A 22796-nucleotide genomic window follows, 5' to 3' on the forward strand; every position below is an offset into this window, starting at 1 on the left:
TACATGCTATAATGCAACTATAACAATCCAACACAATGTATAACAATTTTGCACTCATTGGAGGATTCTCATGCATATTGATATCCATCGACACTCAGATACATCTCTTTCAAATCAGATTTACTTTTCCATTATTGATCACATTCAATCTGGACTTCTTCAGCAAGGGGATAAGCTGCCAACTGTACGTGATTTAGCAAAACAGCTCAATGTGAGTCTTGTCACGGCAGCAAAGGCATATACACGCCTTAAGGACGACGGATATTTAACGACTGTACAAGGGAAAGGAACATTTGTAGATGAACTGCAAGAGCACACAGACACCCCTGTTCCACCATCTACTTCTTTCGATTGGCAATTGTCGATTCCAGATTATTTACCAAGGTCTCAATTCGCTCAGTATCACTATGTAGAAGAAGCCATTAACCTTTCTTCCTCTATGATTGATCCTGGTCTTTTACCTAACCGTTATCTAGAAAAAGAAATGCAGCATGTACTGGCACGCCATCCTCAAATTATGTCGAAATACGGGGAAATACAAGGTGATCTTCAGCTTCGTCAGGTCATTCAATCTTTTTTAGAAAAATTAGATGTGCCTTCTACTCCTGACAATATTCTTGTGACGAGTGGTTCTCAGCAAGGGCTTGATTTAGTGGCCCGGACGTTCATCGGACCGGACGATGTCGTCGTCATGGAGGCACCAACCTATCCAGGCGCGATTGACGTCTTTATGGGCAGAGGGGCAAGAATCATTACAGTTCCTGTAGATCATGAAGGAATGAACATGAAGCAGCTGCAAAGCATTTGTGATAAATATAAACCGAAGCTCATCTATACAATTCCTACTTTTCACAGTCCAACAGGCGCCAGTATGTCCATGAAACGAAGAAAACAGCTTCTCTTATTGGCACAAAGCATCGATTGTCTTATCGTAGAAGATGATCCCTACCGTGAACTTTATTTTGAGAAAAAGCCGCCGGCTCCTATTAAAAGTCTGGATCACGATGGACATGTCATTTATTTAAGAGGCTTAAGTAAGACATTGGCTCCAGGGTGCAGAATTGGAATTATTACAGCGTCAGGTTCTATATTTAACCGTTTACTTGCTGCAAAGGCCAATAATGATTTAGGCAGTCCACTTCTCACACAGAAGGCCATTTTACCGTTTCTCACATCGAAGAAAATGATTGATCATACAAAAAAATTAAGAACAGCCTTGAAGGTCAGACGTGATTTAATGATGGATGTTTTAACGAAGCATGCGCCAAAGGACGTCACTTGGCAAATTCCTCAGGGCGGGCTCAATTTGTGGCTCAGCTTTCCTTCCTGGGTCGATACACGTGCACTGTTACATGAGGCACGAAAGAAGCAAATTACCTTCCTGCCAGGCTCTGTCTGCTATCCTGGGGAACCAAAACAGAATTATATCCGCCTCAGCTTTTCATATGTGAATGAAAAGGCACTGACTGAAGGGGTGGAAAAGCTATGTGGTATTTTTCAGCAAGCCTTGTCCACACCTCATAACCACAAAAAGTCCCTTTTCTTTTAATATAAAAAAAACTGCCCTCCATGTAGACTGACATAGCAGAATGAGACACAAATAAAACACCCTTATTAGGCTGACATGCTACCAAATGTTTTTGGTGCGTGGTAGCCTAATTTTTCTTGGATACGCTCTTCATTATCATATTTGATGTAACAGTCGACTCGTTGCCTGACATCTTTTTCTGATATAGAGTTGAATTTAGTAAACATAAATTCCTCTGATTTTAAGCTAGAATGGAATGATTCAATCACTGCGTTATCCCAACAGTTACCTCGCCTAGACATACTGCTTGTGAGGTTCCTTGCCCCCAGCTCCTTTTGATATGCATACGAACTGTATACACTCCCTTGATCTGAATGTACAAGTACACCTTTAGGCAAATTCCTTTTCTCTAAAGCTGCCCTCAATGTGTCCAATATGAGTGATGTCTGTTGGTGATCATCTAGGGTATAGGCAACAACTTCGTTGTTGTACAAATCCATAATGGTCGAGAGGTAGAGCGTTCTCGGTCCATACTGAATATAAGTAATATCTGTTACCCATTTTAAATTCGGATGTATTGCAGTGAAGTTTCGATTTAATATATTTGGGGCAATGACGACAGATTCCCCTTGTGATTTCCATTTCCTTTTACGCTTCACACGACATTGAAGATGGTATTTTTGCATGATGCGCTGTACAGTATTTCGGTTTCGTTTGATATCATATGACACTGAAGCAGCTTTCGGATTTTACGGTGGCCGTACCGGAACGACGTTTCGGTGCATAAGGAAATAACAGCCTTCTCCACTTGTGATTTTTTACATATTCCTTCGGGTACCCAACGATAATAGGTCGATCTGGCGATCTGCAAAATACTTAAGACAGACGTTACTGTATAGTTCTTCCGTAATCCCTCGATCAAACACAAGGCTACTCCCTTTTCAACTCCTCTACGATCTCCAAATACTTTTTTAGAATGTCATTCTCCATCTTAAGGTGTTCAATCTGCCTATTCACTTTTTCCTCTTTGGATACATTGTCAGGTCCATGCCCAAAGCTATATTGTTTTCCAATTGGCTGATCGAATCGATGTAGCTGATTTCCTCGATACCACTTCATCCATGTTTTAATCTGAGATACATTCTTTATATGATATTTATCCATAATTTGTTGATTGGTAAACTGTCCGCTTAATTTATCTTTTACAACCGCCCATTTTATTTCAGCTGAATATCTGTTTTTTTTCATAAAAAATACCCTCCAAATTAGCACTTAGTTTAAGTGTACCACTTGAAGGGTGTTTTTTTATGTCCCATTTGACTAGGTTAGTCTAATGCATGAGAGCAGTTTTTTATTAGAACCAACCTTTTACTGTGTCAACGATTCCGCCCCAAATGCCGGCGAAAAATCCACCTACACCGCGCATTGCAAGGATAAACCAGTTTGCTTTTTCATCGCCTGTTTTCGTCACAAGCTCGACACCTGATTGGTCTCTATTCAAATAGCCGTAGTCCTTCTCATCACCAGAATAAGAAGTCGTCAGCATGCCAACTTTCGTTCCTTTTTTAATAGGAGCTTCTAAGTTCTTTTGATCAAAATTCACTTTTGCTTTATAGCTCTTCTCGTCTCCATTTTTGACTGGCACAGAGAAAGCTTCTTTCGTGACAACGGGCACTTCTTTATCTTTCCCTTTATCGACTTCGATGTTTTCATGTCCTTTGATCTGTTGACCTTTTTTGTACATTTCTTTCATCGTAAAGTTTTTAAAAGCATAGTCGAACAGTTTTTTCGCCACGTCGAAACGAGCTGTATGAAGATTACCTTTTGCATTCAGAATAACTGCGATCACGCGCATGTCACCGCGTTTTGCTGTACCTGTGAAGCTAGAACCTGCTGAATCAGTAGAGCCTGTTTTCAAACCGTCTACTCCTTCATATTCTTTCACAAGTCCTTTCAGCATGAAGTTCCAGTTTGGCATGTCCATTTCATCATCTGTGCCTTCTCTGAACTTTGTTTTTGCGATGCTTGCTGTTTTAAGAATTTCTGGATGGTCTTTGATGAGATGCTGTGCAAGCAATGCCATATCCTTTGCAGATACTTCACTTTCTTCATTAGGACCCGTACCCTTTGGCTGTTTGCCATGCAAGTCTTTATTTTCTAGTCCAGTTGCATTCACGAATTTGTAATTGGTTAAACCAAGTTCTTTCGCTTTTGCGTTCATTTTTTCAACAAACTTCGATTCTGAACCAGCGATCACCTCTGCTAAACCAATTGCTGCGGCATTTGCTGAATAGATAGCCGTTGCTTGATAAAGTTCTTTCACTGTATACGAGCCGTCTTTTCTCAAAGGAACATTTGATAAACTGCGATCCTGAGAAATTTCGTACACATAATCATCTGGCGTATATGTTTGATCCCATTTCACTTTGCCTTCAGAAATAGCCTCTAGCAATAGATACTCTGTCATCATCTTTGCCATACTTGCAATAGGCAGTCTTTGTTCTGCGTTTTTACTATAAAGAATTTTACCTGTAGAAGCTTCAATAAGGATGGCTGCTTTCGCATTCACATTGAATGGATCTTCAGCCGCTTTTGCTTTGGACATTGGTGTAAACGCTGTAACAATCAATGTCAGTGCAAGGATAGAGACCATAAGCTGTTTCAACATCTTGCTGTTCAATCGTCATACCTCCGTATTCATCTTTTTTCGACGTTTTTCATATATATTTAATCCACAAGGGCTTATTTCAACACAACAGTATAAATTTTATCACAATAAAGACAAAAAAAATAGACAGAGTCATAGACCCTGTCAAATGTAATTTGATTGTCACAATTTATCAAGAAATTGTGTAGTTTGGTGATTCTTTTGTAATTTGTACATCATGTGGATGGCTTTCACGAAGACCAGCACCAGTCATGCGAATGAACTGAGCTTCTTCTCTAAGTGAGCGTAAGTCCTTTGTTCCACAATAGCCCATACCAGAACGAATTCCGCCAACAAGTTGGTACACAGTATCAACAACTGGTCCTTTGTATGGTGTACGGCCTTCGATACCTTCTGGAACGAATTTTTTATTATCTTCTTGGAAGTAACGATCTTTACTGCCTTTTTCCATTGCAGCCACAGAACCCATACCGCGATAAACTTTGAAGCGTCTACCTTGGAAAATTTCTGTTTCTCCTGGGCTTTCAGATGTACCAGCAAGAAGGCTTCCTAACATAACAGCATGTCCACCAGCGGCTAATGCTTTCACGATATCACCTGAATATTTAATTCCACCATCTGCAATAATAGCTTTACCATGTTTTCTTGCTTCTGTTGCACAGTCATAGATCGCTGTGATTTGTGGCACACCAACACCTGCAACAACACGTGTTGTACAAATGGATCCTGGTCCGATACCAACTTTCACAATATCTGCTCCTGCTTCAAACAATGCTTTTGTTGCTTCAGCTGTTGCAACATTACCAGCAATGATGTTAAGAGAAGGATACGTTTCACGGATTTTCGATACAGTGTCTAGAACACCTTGAGAATGACCGTGTGCTGTATCAATGACAATCACATCAACATTGGCTTCTACTAATTTTTTCACACGAGTCATTGTATCGCCAGTGACACCTACAGCGGCACCTACAATTAAACGGCCATGTGCATCTTTAGAGGAGTTAGGGAATTCAATCACTTTTTCAATATCTTTGATGGTGATGAGACCTTTTAATGTTCCTTCGTCATCTAAAAGAGGTAATTTTTCAATTTTATATTGCTGAAGGATTTTTTCAGCTTCTTCTAATGTTGTTCCAACAGAAGCTGTTACAAGTTCCTCTTTTGTCATCACGTCGCTAATCTTCATTGAATAATCCGAAATAAAACGAAGGTCACGGTTCGTAATAATCCCAACAAGCTTTTGATCTTGTTCGTTATTGACAATCGGTACACCAGAAATACGATATTTACCCATTAAATGTTCTGCGTCGAATACTTGATGATCTGGTGTTAAGAAAAATGGATTGGTAATAACGCCACGCTCTGAGCGTTTTACTTTGTCCACTTGTTCTGCTTGCTGCTCAATGGACATGTTTTTATGAATGATTCCAAGACCACCTTGACGTGCCATTGCAATCGCCATTTGTGATTCGGTCACAGTGTCCATTCCCGCACTAATAATCGGAATGTTCAGCTTTAAAGTGCTTGTTAACTCAACTGATAAATTGACGTCGCGCGGAAGCACCTCAGATTTTGCTGGAACAAGCAACACATCGTCAAACGTCAAACCTTCTTTTGAAAATTTACTTTCCCACATTAGTAAATCCCCCTCTTTTCGGCAAAATATTATATGTAGATTATCAACTAGGAAACAGCATGTCAAGGAAGCAACAAACAGTTGCAATTTTTAGAAAATAATTAGAGAGTTGAGGAAGAAGATGAACAGTTCAGGATGGAAGGATTTAAAACGTTTTTACTCACTCGAAACTTCCCAGAAGTTTCTATTTCAACAATACGAGAAACGGAACATTCAGGATGCAAACCAACACGCCTATAAAAACTGTGAGCGATTTATTTACTTTTTAAAACATGGTCATACATTCTATGAACAAGCTGCCATAGCTCCACTCGAACTAAAACCGATTTTATTATTTTATGGAATGGCACAGCTGTTAAAGGCATGTTTACTGACAGTAGATCCCTACTATCCATCTCAAACCTCTGTCTTAGCTCACGGTGTAACCTCAAGAAAAAGAAAGAAGCAACATTATCGTTTTAGTGAGGATGAAGTAAAGATTCAGCGAAACGGATTATGTATGCATGTATTAAAGCACTTATTTCATTTAAATGGTCTTGAAGATGAGCGATTTACGATGATCAATCTCCTTTCAAAAATACCAGAAATGAGTCATGTTCTTGAGTTCCAAAAGCAGCCCTCAACATTAGTGAAGGTAGAACAAGCAAATGGCATGTTGATTCAAGACCATATTCCATTGCTTTATAACATGTCGGCTGAACGCTTTATTGAATATTTTGAGTTTCATACAAGTTGGAAGCTTAAACAGAGAGAAGCAAAGAAACTGACATTTGACGTATTTTCAGAAGAAAATCCTGCTCTTGCTACTCATCTTCATTATGATTTAGAAATGAATCAGTGGTTTATCCCATCAACACGAGATGCCTTTTTAGGGATTCCTGAGATCATCAGCCATTACTTGTTAATGTATAACCTCAGTATGATTGCCCGCTACGAAACAGAATGGTGGTACGAGCTTTTATCTCAATACATTAGTGATGATTACGTCATGATTGAACGCTATATGGAGATTGCAGAGGACAAGTTTCCAGCTTATATCATGATGCTGCTAGAAGAAAACACAAAAAAGACCAGTTCCAAATGGAACTGATCCTTAGAAAAGCTTGGCGGCGTCCTACTCTCACAGGGGGAAACCCCCAACTACCATCGGCGCTGAAGAGCTTAACTTCCGTGTTCGGTATGGGAACGGGTGTGACCTCTTCGCTATCGCCACCAAACCTGATGGAGAGAATGTTCTCTCAAAACTAGATAACAATGTTCATGCTTCACATTAAATATAGGTTAAGTCCTCGATCTATTAGTATCTGTCAGCTCCACGTGTCACCACGCTTCCACCTCAGACCTATCAACCTGATCATCTTTCAGGGATCTTACTTCCTTGCGGAATGGGAAATCTCATCTTGAGGGGGGCTTCATGCTTAGATGCTTTCAGCACTTATCCCGTCCGCACATAGCTACCCAGCGATGCCCTTGGCAGAACAACTGGTACACCAGCGGTGCGTCCATCCCGGTCCTCTCGTACTAAGGACAGCTCCTCTCAAATTTCCTGCGCCCGCGACGGATAGGGACCGAACTGTCTCACGACGTTCTGAACCCAGCTCGCGTACCGCTTTAATGGGCGAACAGCCCAACCCTTGGGACCGACTACAGCCCCAGGATGCGATGAGCCGACATCGAGGTGCCAAACCTCCCCGTCGATGTGGACTCTTGGGGGAGATAAGCCTGTTATCCCCGGGGTAGCTTTTATCCGTTGAGCGATGGCCCTTCCATGCGGAACCACCGGATCACTAAGCCCGACTTTCGTCCCTGCTCGACTTGTAGGTCTCGCAGTCAAGCTCCCTTGTGCCTTTACACTCTGCGAATGATTTCCAACCATTCTGAGGGAACCTTTGGGCGCCTCCGTTACATTTTAGGAGGCGACCGCCCCAGTCAAACTGCCCACCTGACACTGTCTCCCTGCCCGATAAGGGCAGCGGGTTAGAAGGTCAATACAGCCAGGGTAGTATCCCACCGATGCCTCCACCGAAGCTAGCGCTCCGGTTTCCAAGGCTCCTACCTATCCTGTACAAGCTGTACCAACATTCAATATCAGGCTGCAGTAAAGCTCCACGGGGTCTTTCCGTCCTGTCGCGGGTAACCTGCATCTTCACAGGTACTATAATTTCACCGAGTCTCTCGTTGAGACAGTGCCCAGATCGTTGCGCCTTTCGTGCGGGTCGGAACTTACCCGACAAGGAATTTCGCTACCTTAGGACCGTTATAGTTACGGCCGCCGTTTACTGGGGCTTCAATTCGCACCTTCGCTTACGCTAAGCGCTCCTCTTAACCTTCCAGCACCGGGCAGGCGTCAGCCCCTATACTTCGCCTTACGGCTTCGCAGAGACCTGTGTTTTTGCTAAACAGTCGCCTGGGCCTATTCACTGCGGCTTCTCGGGGCTTTAACACCCTAAGAAGCACCCCTTCTCCCGAAGTTACGGGGTCATTTTGCCGAGTTCCTTAACGAGAGTTCTCTCGATCACCTTAGGATTCTCTCCTCGCCTACCTGTGTCGGTTTGCGGTACGGGCACCTCTCACCTCGCTAGAGGCTTTTCTTGGCAGTGTGGAATCAAGAACTTCGCTACTATATTTCGCTCGCCATCACAGCTCAGCCTTCACGGGAAACGGATTTGCCTATTTCCCAGCCTAACTGCTTGGACGCGGATATCCATTACCGCGCTTACCCTATCCTCCTGCGTCCCCCCATTGCTCAAATGGTGAGGAGGTGGTACAGGAATATCAACCTGTTGTCCATCGCCTACGCCTTTCGGCCTCGGCTTAGGTCCCGACTAACCCTGAGCGGACGAGCCTTCCTCAGGAAACCTTAGGCATTCGGTGGACGGGATTCTCACCCGTCTTTCGCTACTCATACCGGCATTCTCACTTCTAAGCGCTCCACCAGTCCTTCCGGTCTGGCTTCACAGCCCTTAGAACGCTCTCCTACCACTGTTCGTAAGAACAGTCCGCAGCTTCGGTGATACGTTTAGCCCCGGTACATTTTCGGCGCAGAGTCACTCGACCAGTGAGCTATTACGCACTCTTTAAATGGTGGCTGCTTCTAAGCCAACATCCTGGTTGTCTAAGCAACTCCACATCCTTTTCCACTTAACGTATACTTTGGGACCTTAGCTGGCGGTCTGGGCTGTTTCCCTTTCGACTACGGATCTTATCACTCGCAGTCTGACTCCCAAGGATAAGTCATCGGCATTCGGAGTTTGACTGAATTCGGTAACCCGGTAGGGGCCCCTAGTCCAATCAGTGCTCTACCTCCGAGACTCTTACCTTGAGGCTAGCCCTAAAGCTATTTCGGAGAGAACCAGCTATCTCCAGGTTCGATTGGCATTTCACCCCTACCCACACCTCATCCCCGCACTTTTCAACGTGCGTGGGTTCGGGCCTCCATTCAGTGTTACCTGAACTTCACCCTGGACATGGGTAGATCACCTGGTTTCGGGTCTACGACCACGTACTCATGCGCCCTATTCAGACTCGCTTTCGCTGCGGCTCCGCATCTTCTGCTTAACCTTGCACGGGATCGTAACTCGCCGGTTCATTCTACAAAAGGCACGCCATCACCCGTTAACGGGCTCTGACTACTTGTAGGCACACGGTTTCAGGATCTATTTCACTCCCCTTCCGGGGTGCTTTTCACCTTTCCCTCACGGTACTGGTTCACTATCGGTCACTAGGGAGTATTTAGCCTTGGGAGATGGTCCTCCCGGATTCCGACGGAATTTCACGTGTTCCGCCGTACTCAGGATCCACTCTGGAGAGAATGACATTTCAGTTACAGGGCTGTTACCTTCTCTGGCGGGCCTTTCCAGACCTCTTCGCTTATATCATTCCTTTGTAACTCCGTATAGAGTGTCCTACAACCCCAAGAGGCAAGCCTCTTGGTTTGGGCTGTTCCCGTTTCGCTCGCCGCTACTCAGGGAATCGCATTTGCTTTCTCTTCCTCCGGGTACTTAGATGTTTCAGTTCCCCGGGTATGCCTTCTCATACTCTATGTATTCAAGTATGGATACTACTCCATTACGAGCAGTGGGTTTCCCCATTCGGAAATCTCCGGATCAAAGCTTGCTTACAGCTCCCCGAAGCATATCGGTGTTCGTCCCGTCCTTCATCGGCTCCTAGTGCCAAGGCATCCACCGTGCGCCCTTTCTAACTTAACCATTTCTTACTTTAGAAAGAATCACTATGTGTGATGAACTTTGCATTGCATTCAATGTGAATGTATTACTTATTGTTATCTAGTTTTCAAAGAACACGTTGGTGGAGCCTAGCGGGATCGAACCGCTGACCTCCTGCGTGCAAGGCAGGCGCTCTCCCAGCTGAGCTAAGGCCCCGATTTATAGAAGATGGTGGGCCTGAGTGGACTCGAACCACCGACCTCACGCTTATCAGGCGTGCGCTCTAACCAGCTGAGCTACAGGCCCATCTTTCATATCGAAGATATGATGTTGTAGGATCTTTTCCAAGTTCCTTCAAAACTAAACAAGACCAAAACGCACACTGCTCCATATATCCTTAGAAAGGAGGTGATCCAGCCGCACCTTCCGATACGGCTACCTTGTTACGACTTCACCCCAATCATCTGCCCCACCTTCGGCGGCTGGCTCCATAAAGGTTACCTCACCGACTTCGGGTGTTGCAAACTCTCGTGGTGTGACGGGCGGTGTGTACAAGGCCCGGGAACGTATTCACCGCGGCATGCTGATCCGCGATTACTAGCGATTCCAGCTTCACGCAGTCGAGTTGCAGACTGCGATCCGAACTGAGAACAGATTTGTGGGATTGGCTAAACCTTGCGGTCTCGCAGCCCTTTGTTCTGTCCATTGTAGCACGTGTGTAGCCCAGGTCATAAGGGGCATGATGATTTGACGTCATCCCCACCTTCCTCCGGTTTGTCACCGGCAGTCACCTTAGAGTGCCCAACTGAATGCTGGCAACTAAGATCAAGGGTTGCGCTCGTTGCGGGACTTAACCCAACATCTCACGACACGAGCTGACGACAACCATGCACCACCTGTCACTCTGTCCCCGAAGGGAAAGCCCTATCTCTAGGGTTGTCAGAGGATGTCAAGACCTGGTAAGGTTCTTCGCGTTGCTTCGAATTAAACCACATGCTCCACCGCTTGTGCGGGCCCCCGTCAATTCCTTTGAGTTTCAGTCTTGCGACCGTACTCCCCAGGCGGAGTGCTTAATGCGTTAGCTGCAGCACTAAGGGGCGGAAACCCCCTAACACTTAGCACTCATCGTTTACGGCGTGGACTACCAGGGTATCTAATCCTGTTCGCTCCCCACGCTTTCGCTCCTCAGCGTCAGTTACAGACCAGAGAGTCGCCTTCGCCACTGGTGTTCCTCCACATCTCTACGCATTTCACCGCTACACGTGGAATTCCACTCTCCTCTTCTGCACTCAAGTTTCCCAGTTTCCAATGACCCTCCCCGGTTGAGCCGGGGGCTTTCACATCAGACTTAAGAAACCGCCTGCGAGCCCTTTACGCCCAATAATTCCGGACAACGCTTGCCACCTACGTATTACCGCGGCTGCTGGCACGTAGTTAGCCGTGGCTTTCTGGTTAGGTACCGTCATGGTGCAAGCAGTTACTCTTGCACTTGTTCTTCCCTAACAACAGAGCTTTACGATCCGAAAACCTTCATCACTCACGCGGCGTTGCTCCGTCAGACTTTCGTCCATTGCGGAAGATTCCCTACTGCTGCCTCCCGTAGGAGTCTGGGCCGTGTCTCAGTCCCAGTGTGGCCGATCACCCTCTCAGGTCGGCTACGCATCGTCGCCTTGGTGAGCCGTTACCTCACCAACTAGCTAATGCGCCGCGGGTCCATCTGTAAGTGACAGCCGAAACCGTCTTTCATCCTTGAACCATGCGGTTCAAGGAACTATCCGGTATTAGCTCCGGTTTCCCGGAGTTATCCCAGTCTTACAGGCAGGTTACCCACGTGTTACTCACCCGTCCGCCGCTAACATCCGGGAGCAAGCTCCCTTCTGTCCGCTCGACTTGCATGTATTAGGCACGCCGCCAGCGTTCGTCCTGAGCCAGGATCAAACTCTCCGAGGTATGCAGGATGCATATCACACATGCGTTGCTACACGATGTAGCGAACTTAGCATGTGATCATTTCCTGCCTCGTCAGTTTGACTGACTACCTATGATGTTTCATAGGATTTTTTTATTAAAACTCGAATTAACAGGTACGTTTTGTCTTGTTTAGTTTTCAAAGAACTTGTTTGTCACTCTCTCAAAGCGACCACTTAAATATATCATATATCTCTATTAACAGTCAATGTTTTTCTTGAAAAACATTTTATTTTTTTTAAGAAGTTTTGCTGTGAAAGAGATAAAAAATAGAGCCTCTTTTTGCTCCTTTGAAAGATTAACACATATCTATGAAAAAAGCATTATAAATTTCAAAAAAAATCATGTTTCTTCAAAAAAATAAAGCCGGTGAAAACCCGGCTTTATTTTTACTCAGATTGCTCTTGATCTGACTCTACATTTTCTATGTTTTCTTCAGTGCTTTCTTCATCGTCTTCTTGTGATTGTTCAACTAATGCCACTGTAGCGACATGTTCATCATCACCTAGACGGATCAGGCGGACACCTTGAGTGACTCGGCCTGTTGTGGAGATATCTGAAACGGCCATACGGATGATGACACCGCTGCCTGTAATGATCATTAAGTCTTCTTCAGCTTCAGCGTTGGTCGCCTTCACTGCAACAAGCGGACCGTTGTTGTCAGTGATCTTGCATGTTTTAAGACCTTTACCGCCACGGCTTTGAACACGATATTCTTTTTCAGGCGTTAATTTACCATAACCTTTTTCAGTTACGATCAATACGTTTGCATCTGGCTCAAGGATTTCCATTCCAACGACGATGTCGTCTTCAGAAAGTGTGATCCCTTTAACCCCAGCTGCCGTACGTCCCATTTCACGAACATCTGTCTCGTCGAAACGAATGAGCATGCCCTTTTTCGTTCCGATGATGATTTGTTTTTCACCATTGGTTAAACGAACGGCCATCAGCTCATCTTCTTCACGCAGGCTCAGTGCAATCAAACCGTTGTTCCGGATGTTTGCAAATTGAGACAATGATGTTCGTTTTGATACACCGTGTCTTGTTGTAAAGAAGAGATACGAATCTTCATCAAATTCGCTCACCGGAATAATGGCGTTAATCCACTCTCCCTTTTCTACTTCAAGAAGGTTAATAATCGGAATTCCTTTGGCTGTTCGTCCGAATTCAGGAATCTCATATCCCTTCGCTCGATAGACCTTCCCTTTATTAGAGAAGAAGAGAATCGTATCGTGCGTAGATGTTGAGATCAGCTGTTCAACGAAATCATCCTCGTTGGTTCCCATTCCTTGGACACCTTTACCGCCTCTTTTTTGACTGCGGTATGTTGATGCAGGTAGGCGTTTAATATAACCATTATGAGTCAGCGTAATCACAATATTTTCAACAGGAATCAAGTCCTCGTCTTCGATTGTTTCTATACCCGCTGTCACAATTTCTGTTCGACGTGTATCATTGAAGCGTTCTTTGATTTCTGTTAATTCTTCTCTAATGATTTCAAGAACTTTCTCATTATCTGCTAAAATGGCTTTCAATTCAGCAATCAATTCAACAAGTCCTTTGTATTCATCTTCTATTTTCTCTCTCTCTAAACCAGTCAGACGCTGGAGTCGCATATCGAGAATAGCCTGTGCTTGTTTTTCAGACAAGGTATAGTTTTCCATCAAACCATTTCTCGCGATTTCAGCAGTTTGAGAGCCTCTAATTAAAGCAATGACCTCATCTAAGTGATCAAGGGCGATTCTTAAGCCTTCTAAAATATGAGCTCTTGCTTCTGCTTTACGCAGCTCATACGCTGTTCTTCGACGAATGATCACTTTCTGATGTTCGAGATAATATTCAAGACATTGTTTGAGAGACAACACTTTCGGCTGTCCATCAACAAGTGCAAGCAAGTTAATACCGAATGACGTTTGAAGTGTTGTTTGTTTATAAAGATTGTTTAATAGAACATGAACATTCGCATCTCTTCTAAGTTCAATGACAATACGCATTCCATTACGGTCAGATTCATCACGAAGATCTGTAATGCCGTCAATCTTTTTATCGCGTACAAGGTCCGCAATTTTTTCGATCAAACGAGCTTTATTGACCTGATAAGGAATTTCATTGATGACGATTCGTTGTTTACCGCTAGATGTTTCTTCGATGTCTGACTTTGCACGTAATGTAATAGAGCCACGCCCGGTTTCATAAGCCTTACGAATACCGCTTCGACCAATGATTTGTCCCGCAGTTGGGAAGTCTGGGCCTGGGATAATCTCCATTAATTCTTGCGTTGTGATTTCTGGGTTTTGACTGACTGCCAGTACCCCATCAATGACTTCACCTAGTTGGTGAGGCGGGATGTTGGTGGCCATCCCAACAGCGATTCCTGTTGCTCCGTTGACTAATAAGTTCGGGAATCTAGCTGGCATGACGACTGGCTCTCTTTCACTGCCATCGTAGTTATCTTGATAGTCAATCGTGTCCTTTGTGATATCACGCAGGATCTCCATTGAGATTTTAGAAAGACGTGCCTCGGTATAACGCATCGCGGCTGCACCGTCTCCATCGACTGAACCAAAGTTTCCGTGACCTTCAACCAGCATATTCCGATAGTTGAAATCTTGCGCCATCCGAACCATTGCTTCGTATACAGCGCTATCACCGTGAGGGTGGTACTTACCAATAACTTCCCCAACGATACGTGCAGATTTCTTAAATGGTTTATCACTTGTCATACCTAGGTCATTCATCGCATACAAAATTCTTCGATGGACGGGCTTCAATCCGTCTCGTACATCTGGTAATGCACGCGAAACAATAACACTCATTGCATAATCTAAAAAGGACGTACGCATTTCTTGACTAATATTCACTTCACGTACATTTGGTGTATGTTGTTCACTCACTATAAGAACCTCCCTTTACGTATCACATGAAATAAATTATGTGGGAGTAAAATATGTATTTATCTTCTCAAGACTATTCTCCATTATATCAATAATCTTGCCTTTATACACATTTATTTACTAGAAAATCAGCGAAACGTGGAAAACCAGGACATTCGTTTCACGCCCCTGTTTCTTGAAAAACAACCTTATTCCAAACAAGAAATAAGGTTGTTCTTAAGGGGGTACCTATCTAAATATCAAGATTTTTCACGTATTGTGCATTTTCTTCGATAAAGTTTCGTCTCGGCTCTACTTTATCTCCCATTAGCATTTCAAATGTCTCATCAGCATCGATTGCATCCTCAAGCGTGACTTGAAGAAGTGTTCTTGCGTCAGGATCCATTGTTGTTTCCCAAAGCTGAGAAGCATTCATCTCTCCAAGACCTTTATAGCGCTGAAGTCCAGGCTTTGGTGTTTGAGGCAGTGTCTTTAACAGCTCATCTAGCTGTTTATCGTTATACACGTATTCAACACGTTTTCCTTGCTGCACTTTATATAAAGGCGGCTGCGCAATGTACACATAACCGTTTTCAATGATTTCACGCATGTAACGATAGAAGAATGTTAAGAGCAGCGTTCGGATATGCGCTCCATCAACATCGGCATCTGTCATGATCACAATTTTGTGATAGCGTGCTTTCTCTAAATTGAAGTCTTCTCCGATTCCAGTCCCAAGCGCTGTAATCATTGAACGAACCTCGTTGTTAGATAGAATTTTATCTAATCGTGCTTTTTCAACGTTTAGGATCTTCCCTCTTAGCGGTAAGATCGCTTGGAAGTGGCGATCACGACCTTGTTTAGCAGACCCGCCCGCAGAATCTCCCTCTACGATATAGAGCTCAGAGATGGAAGGATCTTTAGAAGAACAGTCTGCCAGTTTTCCAGGCAAACTGGAGACTTCAAGTGCACTTTTACGTCTTGTAAGCTCACGTGCCTTTTTGGCAGCCATTCTTGCACGAGCTGCCATCAGTCCTTTCTCCACAATTTTCTTCGCGGCATCAGGATTTTCTAATAGAAATTTTTCTAATGCCTCAGAGAAAAGAGAGTCTGTAATGGTTCTCGCTTCTGAGTTCCCAAGCTTTGTCTTCGTTTGTCCTTCGAACTGAGGGTCTGGATGTTTGATCGAAATAATCGCAGTTAAGCCTTCTCTCACATCTTCACCGCTCAAATTCGAGTCTCCATCTTTGAATACGCCATTTTTACGAGCATAATCATTGATGACACGTGTCAGACCCGTTTTAAAGCCCGCTTCGTGTGTTCCGCCTTCATACGTGTTGATATTGTTGGCAAAAGAATAGATATTGCTTGTATAGGAATCGTTGTATTGCAGCGCAACTTCAACAGTAATTCCGTCTTTTTCACCCTCGATGTAAACCGGTTCTTCATGAACGACTTCTTTCGAGCGATTTAAATGTTCTACATAGCTCTTAATTCCGCCTTCGTAGCAGTATTCGTTTCTACGTTCTTTGCCTTCACGTAAGTCTTCAATAACGATGTTCACGCCTTTTGTTAAGAAAGCTAACTCACGTACACGATTGGCCAGTGTATCGTAATCAAATTCAGTGGTTTCAGTGAAAATTTCTGGGTCTGGCACAAAATGAGTGGTTGTCCCCGTTACGTCTGTGTCGCCAATGACCTTTAAATCTCCAACTGGCACGCCGCGTTTGAATTGCTGATAATGAATTTTCCCATCACGGTATACTGTCACGTCTAAGGTAGTAGATAACGCATTTACAACAGATGCCCCTACACCATGCAGACCGCCAGATACTTTATAACCGCTGCCATCGAACTTACCGCCAGCGTGAAGAACAGTCATAATGACCTCTACGGCAGGACGTCCCATTTTCTCATGAATCCCAACAGGAATCCCGCGGCCGTTATCTTTCACTGTAATGCTATTATCTTTTTCGATTTGCACTGTAATGTCTGTACAATACCCAGCTAATGCCTCATCAATACTGTTGTCGACAATTTCCCATACAAGATGGTGAAGTCCTTTTGCATTGGTTGACCCAATGTACATTCCTGGACGTTTTCTAACAGCTTCTAGTCCTTCGAGCACCTGTATCTGATTTTCATCATAACTATTATGTTGCTGTTCCATTGCCACGTACATTCACCTACACTTTTCTTAAACGATATATTTATATGAATTGAGCTTTTAGACTTCAATTTCAATCACAAATGAAGCACGTTTTTTGAGCGTGCTTGAGGAAAGAGGAGAGTAATACACGGATTCAGTTGTGACGACGATGGATTTGGGTGTTCCTTGTGATAACGAAATGATTTGCTCCTCTTGTTTTTGAAGAAATTCCTCTACGACAGAAGATGACCTCATTTTGTAATCAACAATTGCGACAATCTCTCGTGTAGAAACAACACAATCATCACCTAAATGAATATACAAGACTCACACCTCATTTATCAGTCAATTACTTTTCCACTGGCTACTCTGAAAATTTCCGCTTCTTTCAGGGTGGCGTGATCAATGCCTTCAACACTTGTTGTGGTGACGAAGGTCTGTACACGTCCCTGAATGGTATGGAGCAAATGAGACTGTCTGTAATCATCAAGTTCAGATAACACATCATCGAGTAGAAGAATTGGGTATTCACCGATTTCTTCATGGATCAGATCAATTTCTGCCAGCTTTAGTGAAAGAGCTGTTGTTCTTTGCTGCCCTTGAGAGCCATATGTCTGAACATCACGACCATTCACAAAGAAAAGAAGGTCATCTCTGTGAGGTCCCCACATCGTCACCCCTCGGTCTATTTCTCTGTCTCTTAATTTTCGAAACGATTCTTCATAGCTATTCTTTATTTTCGACAAGTCTGACGCTTCTGATACCTCTATCGCCGTCTGGTATTGGAGCGTGAGTGTTTCTAGTTCTCTAGAAATCCCAAAATGCAACGGCTGCGCCCATTTTTCAAGTTGTTTCGTAAAAGTAAGTCGTCTTTTGACAACCTTCGCTGCTGCATCAATCAATTGCTCTGTTAAAACCTCCAGCATCGCTTGATCTGTTTGCTTTCTTGTTTGCAATTGTTTCAAGTAATGATTTCGCTGAGAGAGGATTTTTTGATAGAGCGATAAATCATGTAAGTAGACAGCAGAAACTTGTCCAATCTCCATGTCGAGGAACCTTCTGCGGATTTGCGGGCTGCCTTTCACAAGACTGAGATCCTCTGGTGCAAACATGATGGTGTTTAAAGCACCAACATAATGACTGAGTTTCTGTTGTTCAATATGATTGACTTTTCCCTTTTTTCCTTTTTTTGAGATCACAAGCTGCATGGGGAGTGGACCGTTTTTTTTGATGACTCTACCTTCTATTTTAGCATAGTCTTCGTCCCATCGGATAAGTTCTTTATCATTTGACGTACGATGAGACTTTGCCATCGACAATACATAGATTGCTTCCATCAGGTTCGTTTTACCTTGGGCGTTCTCACCGATCATGACATTCACCTTATTGTCGAATTGAAGCTCGGTGTGTTCATAGTTTCGGTATGAAGTTAACGCCAGACTTTGAATGTACATGTATTGTCACCCGTTTCTAATTCACAACTTGAAATGTGCCATAACCTTCTATCTCGACAACATCTCCTGGGTATAATTTGCGCCCCCGTCTATTATCTGGCTCTTGATTAATGAACACCTCATGTTCACTCAAAAACCACTTCGCCATCCCGCCAGATTGAATGACTTCAGCTAATTTCAAAAACTGCCCTAATGTAATCATTTCTGTTTCAATGGTTATAAGATTAGGCATTGTATCGACCTCTTTCAATATCACTAATATCTAATTGTACTAAAAAACAAGACAAGAAGGAAAGGGGGAAAGCGAACTGTGATGAAAGAAAGCATGGGAAACGAGAAGAAAAGCTGCTGTGCACTCACACAGCAGCCATTTTAGATTGATTTAATATGTTCTCACCGGAAGAATTAATTGCAAGATAGAATCATCATTCGGTGTGCGCAAAAGAAATGGTCTCATTGCGCCAGTGAAGCTTACATGAATATCTGTTCCCTCTAATACTTTTAAAGCATCAAGCATATATTTCGGACTGAAGGAAATTTTTAGGTCTTCCCCCTTAATTTCATCGGCTTCAACAGTTTCAACCACTTTACCGATTTCCGGCGAATTAGAAGAAATTTCAAGACTTTGCGCAGGATCAGCAGACAGCTTCACGACGTTATTACGTCCCTCTCTTGCTAAAAGCGAGGCGCGATCAATGGCTTGAAGAAACTCTTTCGTATTCACGACTACATCCGTTTTACTTTCTTGCGGGATCAGGCGAGCTGTATCTGGATAGTTCCCATCCAGCAACCTTGAGAAGAACAGTACGTTCTGTGCTTTAAAGAGAACTTGTGTCTCTGTAATGACGATGCTCACAAGGTCTTGTACATCATCAAGAATTTTACTGAGTTCTGTTAAACTTTTCCCTGGAATGACCACATTATACGAGCTATCCTCGTTAATATCTAATTTCGCTTTTCTTAAAGCGAGACGATGGCTATCCGTTGCAGTGCATATTAATTCACCCTTTTCGACCTTCCAGTTTACACCTGTCAAGATAGGTCGTGTTTCTGAGGTGGACACTGCGAAAACGGTTTGGCGAATGAGGTTTTTAAGCAAATCTGTTGGAATCTGAAATGCATGATGCTCTTCAATTTGTGGCAGATGTGGATATTCTTCAGCATCTAAGCCATTTAAATTAAATTCTGCCGAACCAGAGCGGATGATTGTTAGATGATTTTGTTCTACCTCAATTTCGACAGTAGACATTGGCAGCTTTTTAACGATTTCGCTAAAGAAGCGGGCCTGCAGCACAATACTTCCTGGTCGATCAATTGTAATGACTTCTAAATCTCCATCTCTTTGAGGAATAAAAGATTCAATTGAGATATCAGAGTCGCTCCCTGTTAAAGATACCCCTTCATCAGATGCAACAATTTTAATTCCCGTCAAAATAGGAATCGTCGTTCTAGAGGATACGGCCTTTAATACATCTTGGACACTTTCAACAAGACGATCTTTTTGAATCGTGAATTTCATAGTGGTCCTCCTAATTTTTCTTAGTGACATGTATATATATTTATTTAATAAAAATAGTAGAAGTAATAGTAGGGCTTGTGAATATGTGGATAAGTCGGTAAAAAGAAAGGAAAGACAGCCTATCCACATGTGGACAGACTGTGTATGACTATGCTGAAGTTATTCACATTTTCCCGTACTAACAATATCAGCGTATTTATTTTAATTGTTCTTTGATCTCTTTCACATGCTGCTGAAGCTGTTCATCTTCAACGATTAATTTCGAAATTTTCTCGTGAGCATGAATGACAGTCGTATGATCTCGTCCGCCAAATTCTTCTCCAATTTTAGGTAGAGAGGAATCGGTCATTTCTCTAGAGAGGTACATGGCAATTTGTCTTGGATAAGCAACTGATTTCGTACGTTTCTTCGCTTTGAAATCCTCTAATCTAATATTAAATTGCTGTCCTACAATTCTTTGAATATCTTTAATCGTAATAACCCTTGGTTTCGATGAAGGAATGATATCTTTTAGAGCTTCAGCTGCTAGATCAGCATTAATGTCTTTATTAATTAAAGAAGAGTAAGCAACGACACGAATCAAAGCACCCTCCAGCTCACGGATATTGCTGTCGATTTGATTGGCAATATAAAGCATGACTTCATTCGGAATGTCTAAACCTTCTGCCTTTGCCTTTTTTCGCAAGATCGCGATACGTGTTTCTAAATCTGGCGGGGTAATGTCTGTAATTAAGCCCCATTCGAATCGAGAGCGTAATCTGTCTTCAAGTGTCGGAATTTCTTTTGGCGGCCGGTCACTAGAAATGACGATTTGCTTACTTTCTTCGTGAAGTGTGTTGAATGTATGGAAAAACTCTTCTTGTGTTTGTTCTTTTCCTGCTAAAAATTGAATATCATCTATCAAAAGCACATCTACATTCCGATAGCGATTACGAAAGTCGACTGCTTTGTTGTCTCGGATTGAGTTGATAAATTCATTTGTAAATTTTTCAGATGATAGATAGACCACTTTTGCTGATGGATTATGGTCTATGACGTAATGACCAATTGCATGCATCAAGTGAGTCTTTCCTAAACCAACGCCCCCATAAATAAAGAGCGGATTATATGCTTTTGCTGGTGCTTCTGCGACTGCAAGTGAAGCGGCATGAGCAAAACGGTTACCTGAACCAATAACAAAAGTGTCAAATGTATATTTTGGATTCAGCATATTTTGTGGAATTTCAACAGGTTCTTCTTTCGACATTTTTTTGATTGGAGACTTTGGCATTGCTTCCTCTTCGTCCTGATTTTGAGGAATAATGAATTTGATGCTGAGCTCTTCGCCTGTCAGTTCATAGATGGTATCTGCAATTAAGTGAAGATATCTTGACTCCAGCCAGTCTCTAGCAAATTCATTAGGTGCAGTGATAGTCAGCGTATCTCCTTGAAGAGAATGTGCTTTTGTCGACTTCATCCATGTTTCAAAACTAGGTTTGCTCAATTTTGTCTCAATTTTTTGAAGTGCTTTATTCCACAGATCCAAAATATTTTCCATAAGGCTTCTCCCCCCTCCTTTTCTTTTTAAAATGACCAGTATCAAACTGTTATAGAACACGAAAAAGAGAAAATGGTCAAGACCATTCGTGCACATATTTTGTTGAAAACAATTAATATAGTAGAAAAACGTCTTTTCGACAAATTACACAAGTTGTGGATAAACAATTCAACAAGCTGTGTAATAACTTTCCACAGGTTATCCACAAATTGTGGATAATATAAATAGGTCAGATAAGTAATTAAGAGTTAAAACACAAATATAATATCAAAATAAACAAGATGGTGCAATGGGTGTTGCAAACTTATCCACATACTTTACATCCTGTTGAAAAATAATTATCCACATAGGTGATTTGTGTGAAAAAAATGTCGATAATGAGTGTGGATAGTCTAAATATGCTAGAAAAATATCCACACCCTTGTTGTGAAGGTCTTTTAGGAGGAAAAAAAGAATAAAATGCTGGAAACTGAAAAAGAAGGTTTCTTCGCTTGATAACTTGTGTTATGCTAATAAGGTTGATAATAAGAGTTTTATCATTGATATTGACAATCGATGGGTTACACAAATATAATGAGTTAGACTGTCTTAAACAGCTATTCCTCAGGGAGGTGTCATAAATGAAAAGAACGTTTCAACCAAATAACCGTAAGCGTAGTAAAGTTCATGGCTTCCGCAGCCGTATGAGTTCTAAAAACGGACGTCTAGTTTTAAAGCGACGCCGCAGCAAAGGTAGAAAAAAATTATCAGCTTAGGCCACTGAATAATGTCAGTGGTCTTTTTTACATAAAATCGTAAATGAACTGTCAGTTTTTATCGGAGTGGAAGAAAACATGAAGAAGCGAAACAGGCTAAAAAAAAATGAAGAGTTTCAAAAAGTGTTCAAAAAAGGTCAATCAATGGCGAACCGCCAATTCGTTATTTATCAGCTGGATCAACCAAATCAAGATGAGCTGCGTTTAGGATTGTCTGTCAGTAAGAAGATAGGTAATGCAGTGATACGAAATCGAATTAAACGACTGATCCGCCAAGTGTTTTTAGAGGAAGGTCATAAGTTAAAGCAAGAAAAAGACTACATAGTCATTGCACGAAAACCAGCAAGCGAATTGACCTTTGAGGAAACTAAGAAGTCTCTCCAGCATTTATTTAGAAAATCCGCTGTTTATCAACAACAACCGAAAAAGTCTTCGTAATAGAAACTTTCGTTGAATCAATTTTTAAAAGCGCTTCCTTCATCTAGTGAATTAAAATGAAACCACCACTTTGTAATGAAAAAATGTTACCATACTGATTAG

13 protein-coding genes, 2 tRNA genes, 3 rRNA genes and 1 pseudogene are annotated in these 22796 nt (G+C 42.6%); 4 read left to right on the top strand and 15 right to left on the bottom strand.

The window, feature by feature from the left end:
• The first annotated feature begins 70 nt into the window (after window positions 1–70).
• Complete coding sequence (gene pdxR / locus BK049_RS08210; protein WP_071168267.1) at window positions 71–1549, top strand: MocR-like pyridoxine biosynthesis transcription factor PdxR; 1479 nt, start codon at window positions 71–73, stop codon at window positions 1547–1549.
• Window positions 1550–1614: 65 nt separating this feature from the next.
• Here pdxR and BK049_RS08215 read toward each other — a convergent pair.
• From BK049_RS08215 to guaB, 3 genes and pseudogenes are all read right to left on the bottom strand, one after another.
• Window positions 1615–2776: pseudogene (locus BK049_RS08215) on the bottom strand (IS3 family transposase).
• A gap of 106 nt (window positions 2777–2882) precedes the next feature.
• A complete protein-coding gene (locus tag BK049_RS08225) occupies window positions 2883–4208 on the bottom strand; it encodes a D-alanyl-D-alanine carboxypeptidase family protein (RefSeq protein ID WP_071168269.1) in 1326 nt (441 codons plus the stop codon).
• A gap of 160 nt (window positions 4209–4368) precedes the next feature.
• Window positions 4369–5835, bottom strand: a complete 1467-nt coding sequence (gene guaB / locus BK049_RS08230; protein ID WP_008362147.1) for an IMP dehydrogenase — start codon at window positions 5833–5835, stop codon at window positions 4369–4371.
• A 121-nt stretch (window positions 5836–5956) separates the two neighbouring features.
• Between guaB and BK049_RS08235 the strand changes: the two genes are divergently transcribed.
• On the top strand, window positions 5957–6925 hold the full coding sequence (locus tag BK049_RS08235; protein WP_071168270.1) for a YaaC family protein: 969 nt from the start codon (window positions 5957–5959) through the stop codon (window positions 6923–6925).
• A gap of 11 nt (window positions 6926–6936) precedes the next feature.
• Here the strand turns inward: BK049_RS08235 and rrf are convergent.
• The 12 genes from rrf to dnaA all read right to left on the bottom strand — a co-directional run bounded on the left by rrf (window position 6937) and on the right by dnaA (window position 21501).
• Window positions 6937–7052: ribosomal RNA gene (gene rrf / locus BK049_RS08240) — 5S ribosomal RNA — on the bottom strand.
• A gap of 60 nt (window positions 7053–7112) precedes the next feature.
• Window positions 7113–10043 (bottom strand): 23S ribosomal RNA (locus tag BK049_RS08245).
• Between the two features lie 98 nt (window positions 10044–10141).
• A tRNA-Ala gene (locus BK049_RS08250) sits at window positions 10142–10217 on the bottom strand.
• A gap of 13 nt (window positions 10218–10230) precedes the next feature.
• Window positions 10231–10307, bottom strand: a tRNA-Ile gene (locus tag BK049_RS08255).
• A gap of 95 nt (window positions 10308–10402) precedes the next feature.
• Window positions 10403–11951, bottom strand: a 16S ribosomal RNA gene (locus BK049_RS08260).
• Together the 16S, 23S and 5S rRNA genes with 2 tRNA genes alongside form the textbook arrangement of a ribosomal RNA operon.
• Window positions 11952–12358: 407 nt before the next feature.
• Window positions 12359–14863, bottom strand: coding sequence for a DNA gyrase subunit A (gyrA, locus tag BK049_RS08265; RefSeq protein WP_071168271.1), 2505 nt, complete (start codon window positions 14861–14863; stop codon window positions 12359–12361).
• Window positions 14864–15095: 232 nt separating this feature from the next.
• Window positions 15096–17012 carry a DNA topoisomerase (ATP-hydrolyzing) subunit B gene (gene gyrB, locus BK049_RS08270; RefSeq protein ID WP_071168272.1) on the bottom strand — a complete coding sequence of 639 codons (1917 nt, stop codon included), beginning with the start codon at window positions 17010–17012 and terminating at the stop codon, window positions 15096–15098.
• Between the two features lie 57 nt (window positions 17013–17069).
• A complete protein-coding gene (remB, locus tag BK049_RS08275; RefSeq protein ID WP_008360920.1) occupies window positions 17070–17315 on the bottom strand; it encodes an extracellular matrix regulator RemB in 246 nt (81 codons plus the stop codon).
• A gap of 17 nt (window positions 17316–17332) precedes the next feature.
• Entirely contained in the window at window positions 17333–18445 is a 1113-nt protein-coding gene (gene recF, locus BK049_RS08280) for a DNA replication/repair protein RecF (protein ID WP_071168273.1), read from the bottom strand.
• Between the two features lie 16 nt (window positions 18446–18461).
• Window positions 18462–18677 carry a S4 domain-containing protein YaaA gene (gene yaaA / locus BK049_RS08285; RefSeq protein ID WP_008360916.1) on the bottom strand — a complete coding sequence of 72 codons (216 nt, stop codon included), beginning with the start codon at window positions 18675–18677 and terminating at the stop codon, window positions 18462–18464.
• A 150-nt stretch (window positions 18678–18827) separates the two neighbouring features.
• The gene (gene dnaN, locus BK049_RS08290) at window positions 18828–19964 is read right to left on the bottom strand and encodes a DNA polymerase III subunit beta (RefSeq protein WP_008360914.1); all 1137 of its coding nucleotides are present in this window, start codon (window positions 19962–19964) and stop codon (window positions 18828–18830) included.
• 196 nt (window positions 19965–20160) lie between these two features.
• Window positions 20161–21501, bottom strand: coding sequence for a chromosomal replication initiator protein DnaA (dnaA, locus tag BK049_RS08295; RefSeq protein ID WP_008360911.1), 1341 nt, complete (start codon window positions 21499–21501; stop codon window positions 20161–20163).
• 620 nt (window positions 21502–22121) lie between these two features.
• Here dnaA and rpmH point away from each other — a divergent pair.
• Window positions 22122–22256 (top strand): 50S ribosomal protein L34, encoded by a 135-nt coding sequence (rpmH, locus tag BK049_RS08300; protein ID WP_008360908.1) that lies wholly within the window; start codon window positions 22122–22124, stop codon window positions 22254–22256.
• 78 nt (window positions 22257–22334) lie between these two features.
• The gene (gene rnpA / locus BK049_RS08305) at window positions 22335–22694 is read left to right on the top strand and encodes a ribonuclease P protein component (protein ID WP_008360906.1); all 360 of its coding nucleotides are present in this window, start codon (window positions 22335–22337) and stop codon (window positions 22692–22694) included.
• Window positions 22695–22796 lie beyond the last annotated feature (102 nt).

It is taken from the genome of Bacillus xiamenensis (genome assembly GCF_001857925.1).
Classification (GTDB): domain Bacteria; phylum Bacillota; class Bacilli; order Bacillales; family Bacillaceae; genus Bacillus; species Bacillus xiamenensis.

Coding starts and splice junctions, on each gene's coding strand:
- yaaA (WP_008360916.1), bottom strand. CDS start 18,677: ATGCCTAATCTTATAACCATTGAAACAGAAATGATTACATTAGGGCAG.
- pdxR (WP_071168267.1), top strand. CDS start 71: ATGCATATTGATATCCATCGACACTCAGATACATCTCTTTCAAATCAG.
- dnaA (WP_008360911.1), bottom strand. CDS start 21,501: ATGGAAAATATTTTGGATCTGTGGAATAAAGCACTTCAAAAAATTGAG.
- guaB (WP_008362147.1), bottom strand. CDS start 5,835: ATGTGGGAAAGTAAATTTTCAAAAGAAGGTTTGACGTTTGACGATGTG.
- rpmH (WP_008360908.1), top strand. CDS start 22,122: ATGAAAAGAACGTTTCAACCAAATAACCGTAAGCGTAGTAAAGTTCAT.
- gyrB (WP_071168272.1), bottom strand. CDS start 17,012: ATGGAACAGCAACATAATAGTTATGATGAAAATCAGATACAGGTGCTC.
- BK049_RS08235 (WP_071168270.1), top strand. CDS start 5,957: ATGAACAGTTCAGGATGGAAGGATTTAAAACGTTTTTACTCACTCGAA.
- dnaN (WP_008360914.1), bottom strand. CDS start 19,964: ATGAAATTCACGATTCAAAAAGATCGTCTTGTTGAAAGTGTCCAAGAT.
- recF (WP_071168273.1), bottom strand. CDS start 18,445: ATGTACATTCAAAGTCTGGCGTTAACTTCATACCGAAACTATGAACAC.
- rnpA (WP_008360906.1), top strand. CDS start 22,335: ATGAAGAAGCGAAACAGGCTAAAAAAAAATGAAGAGTTTCAAAAAGTG.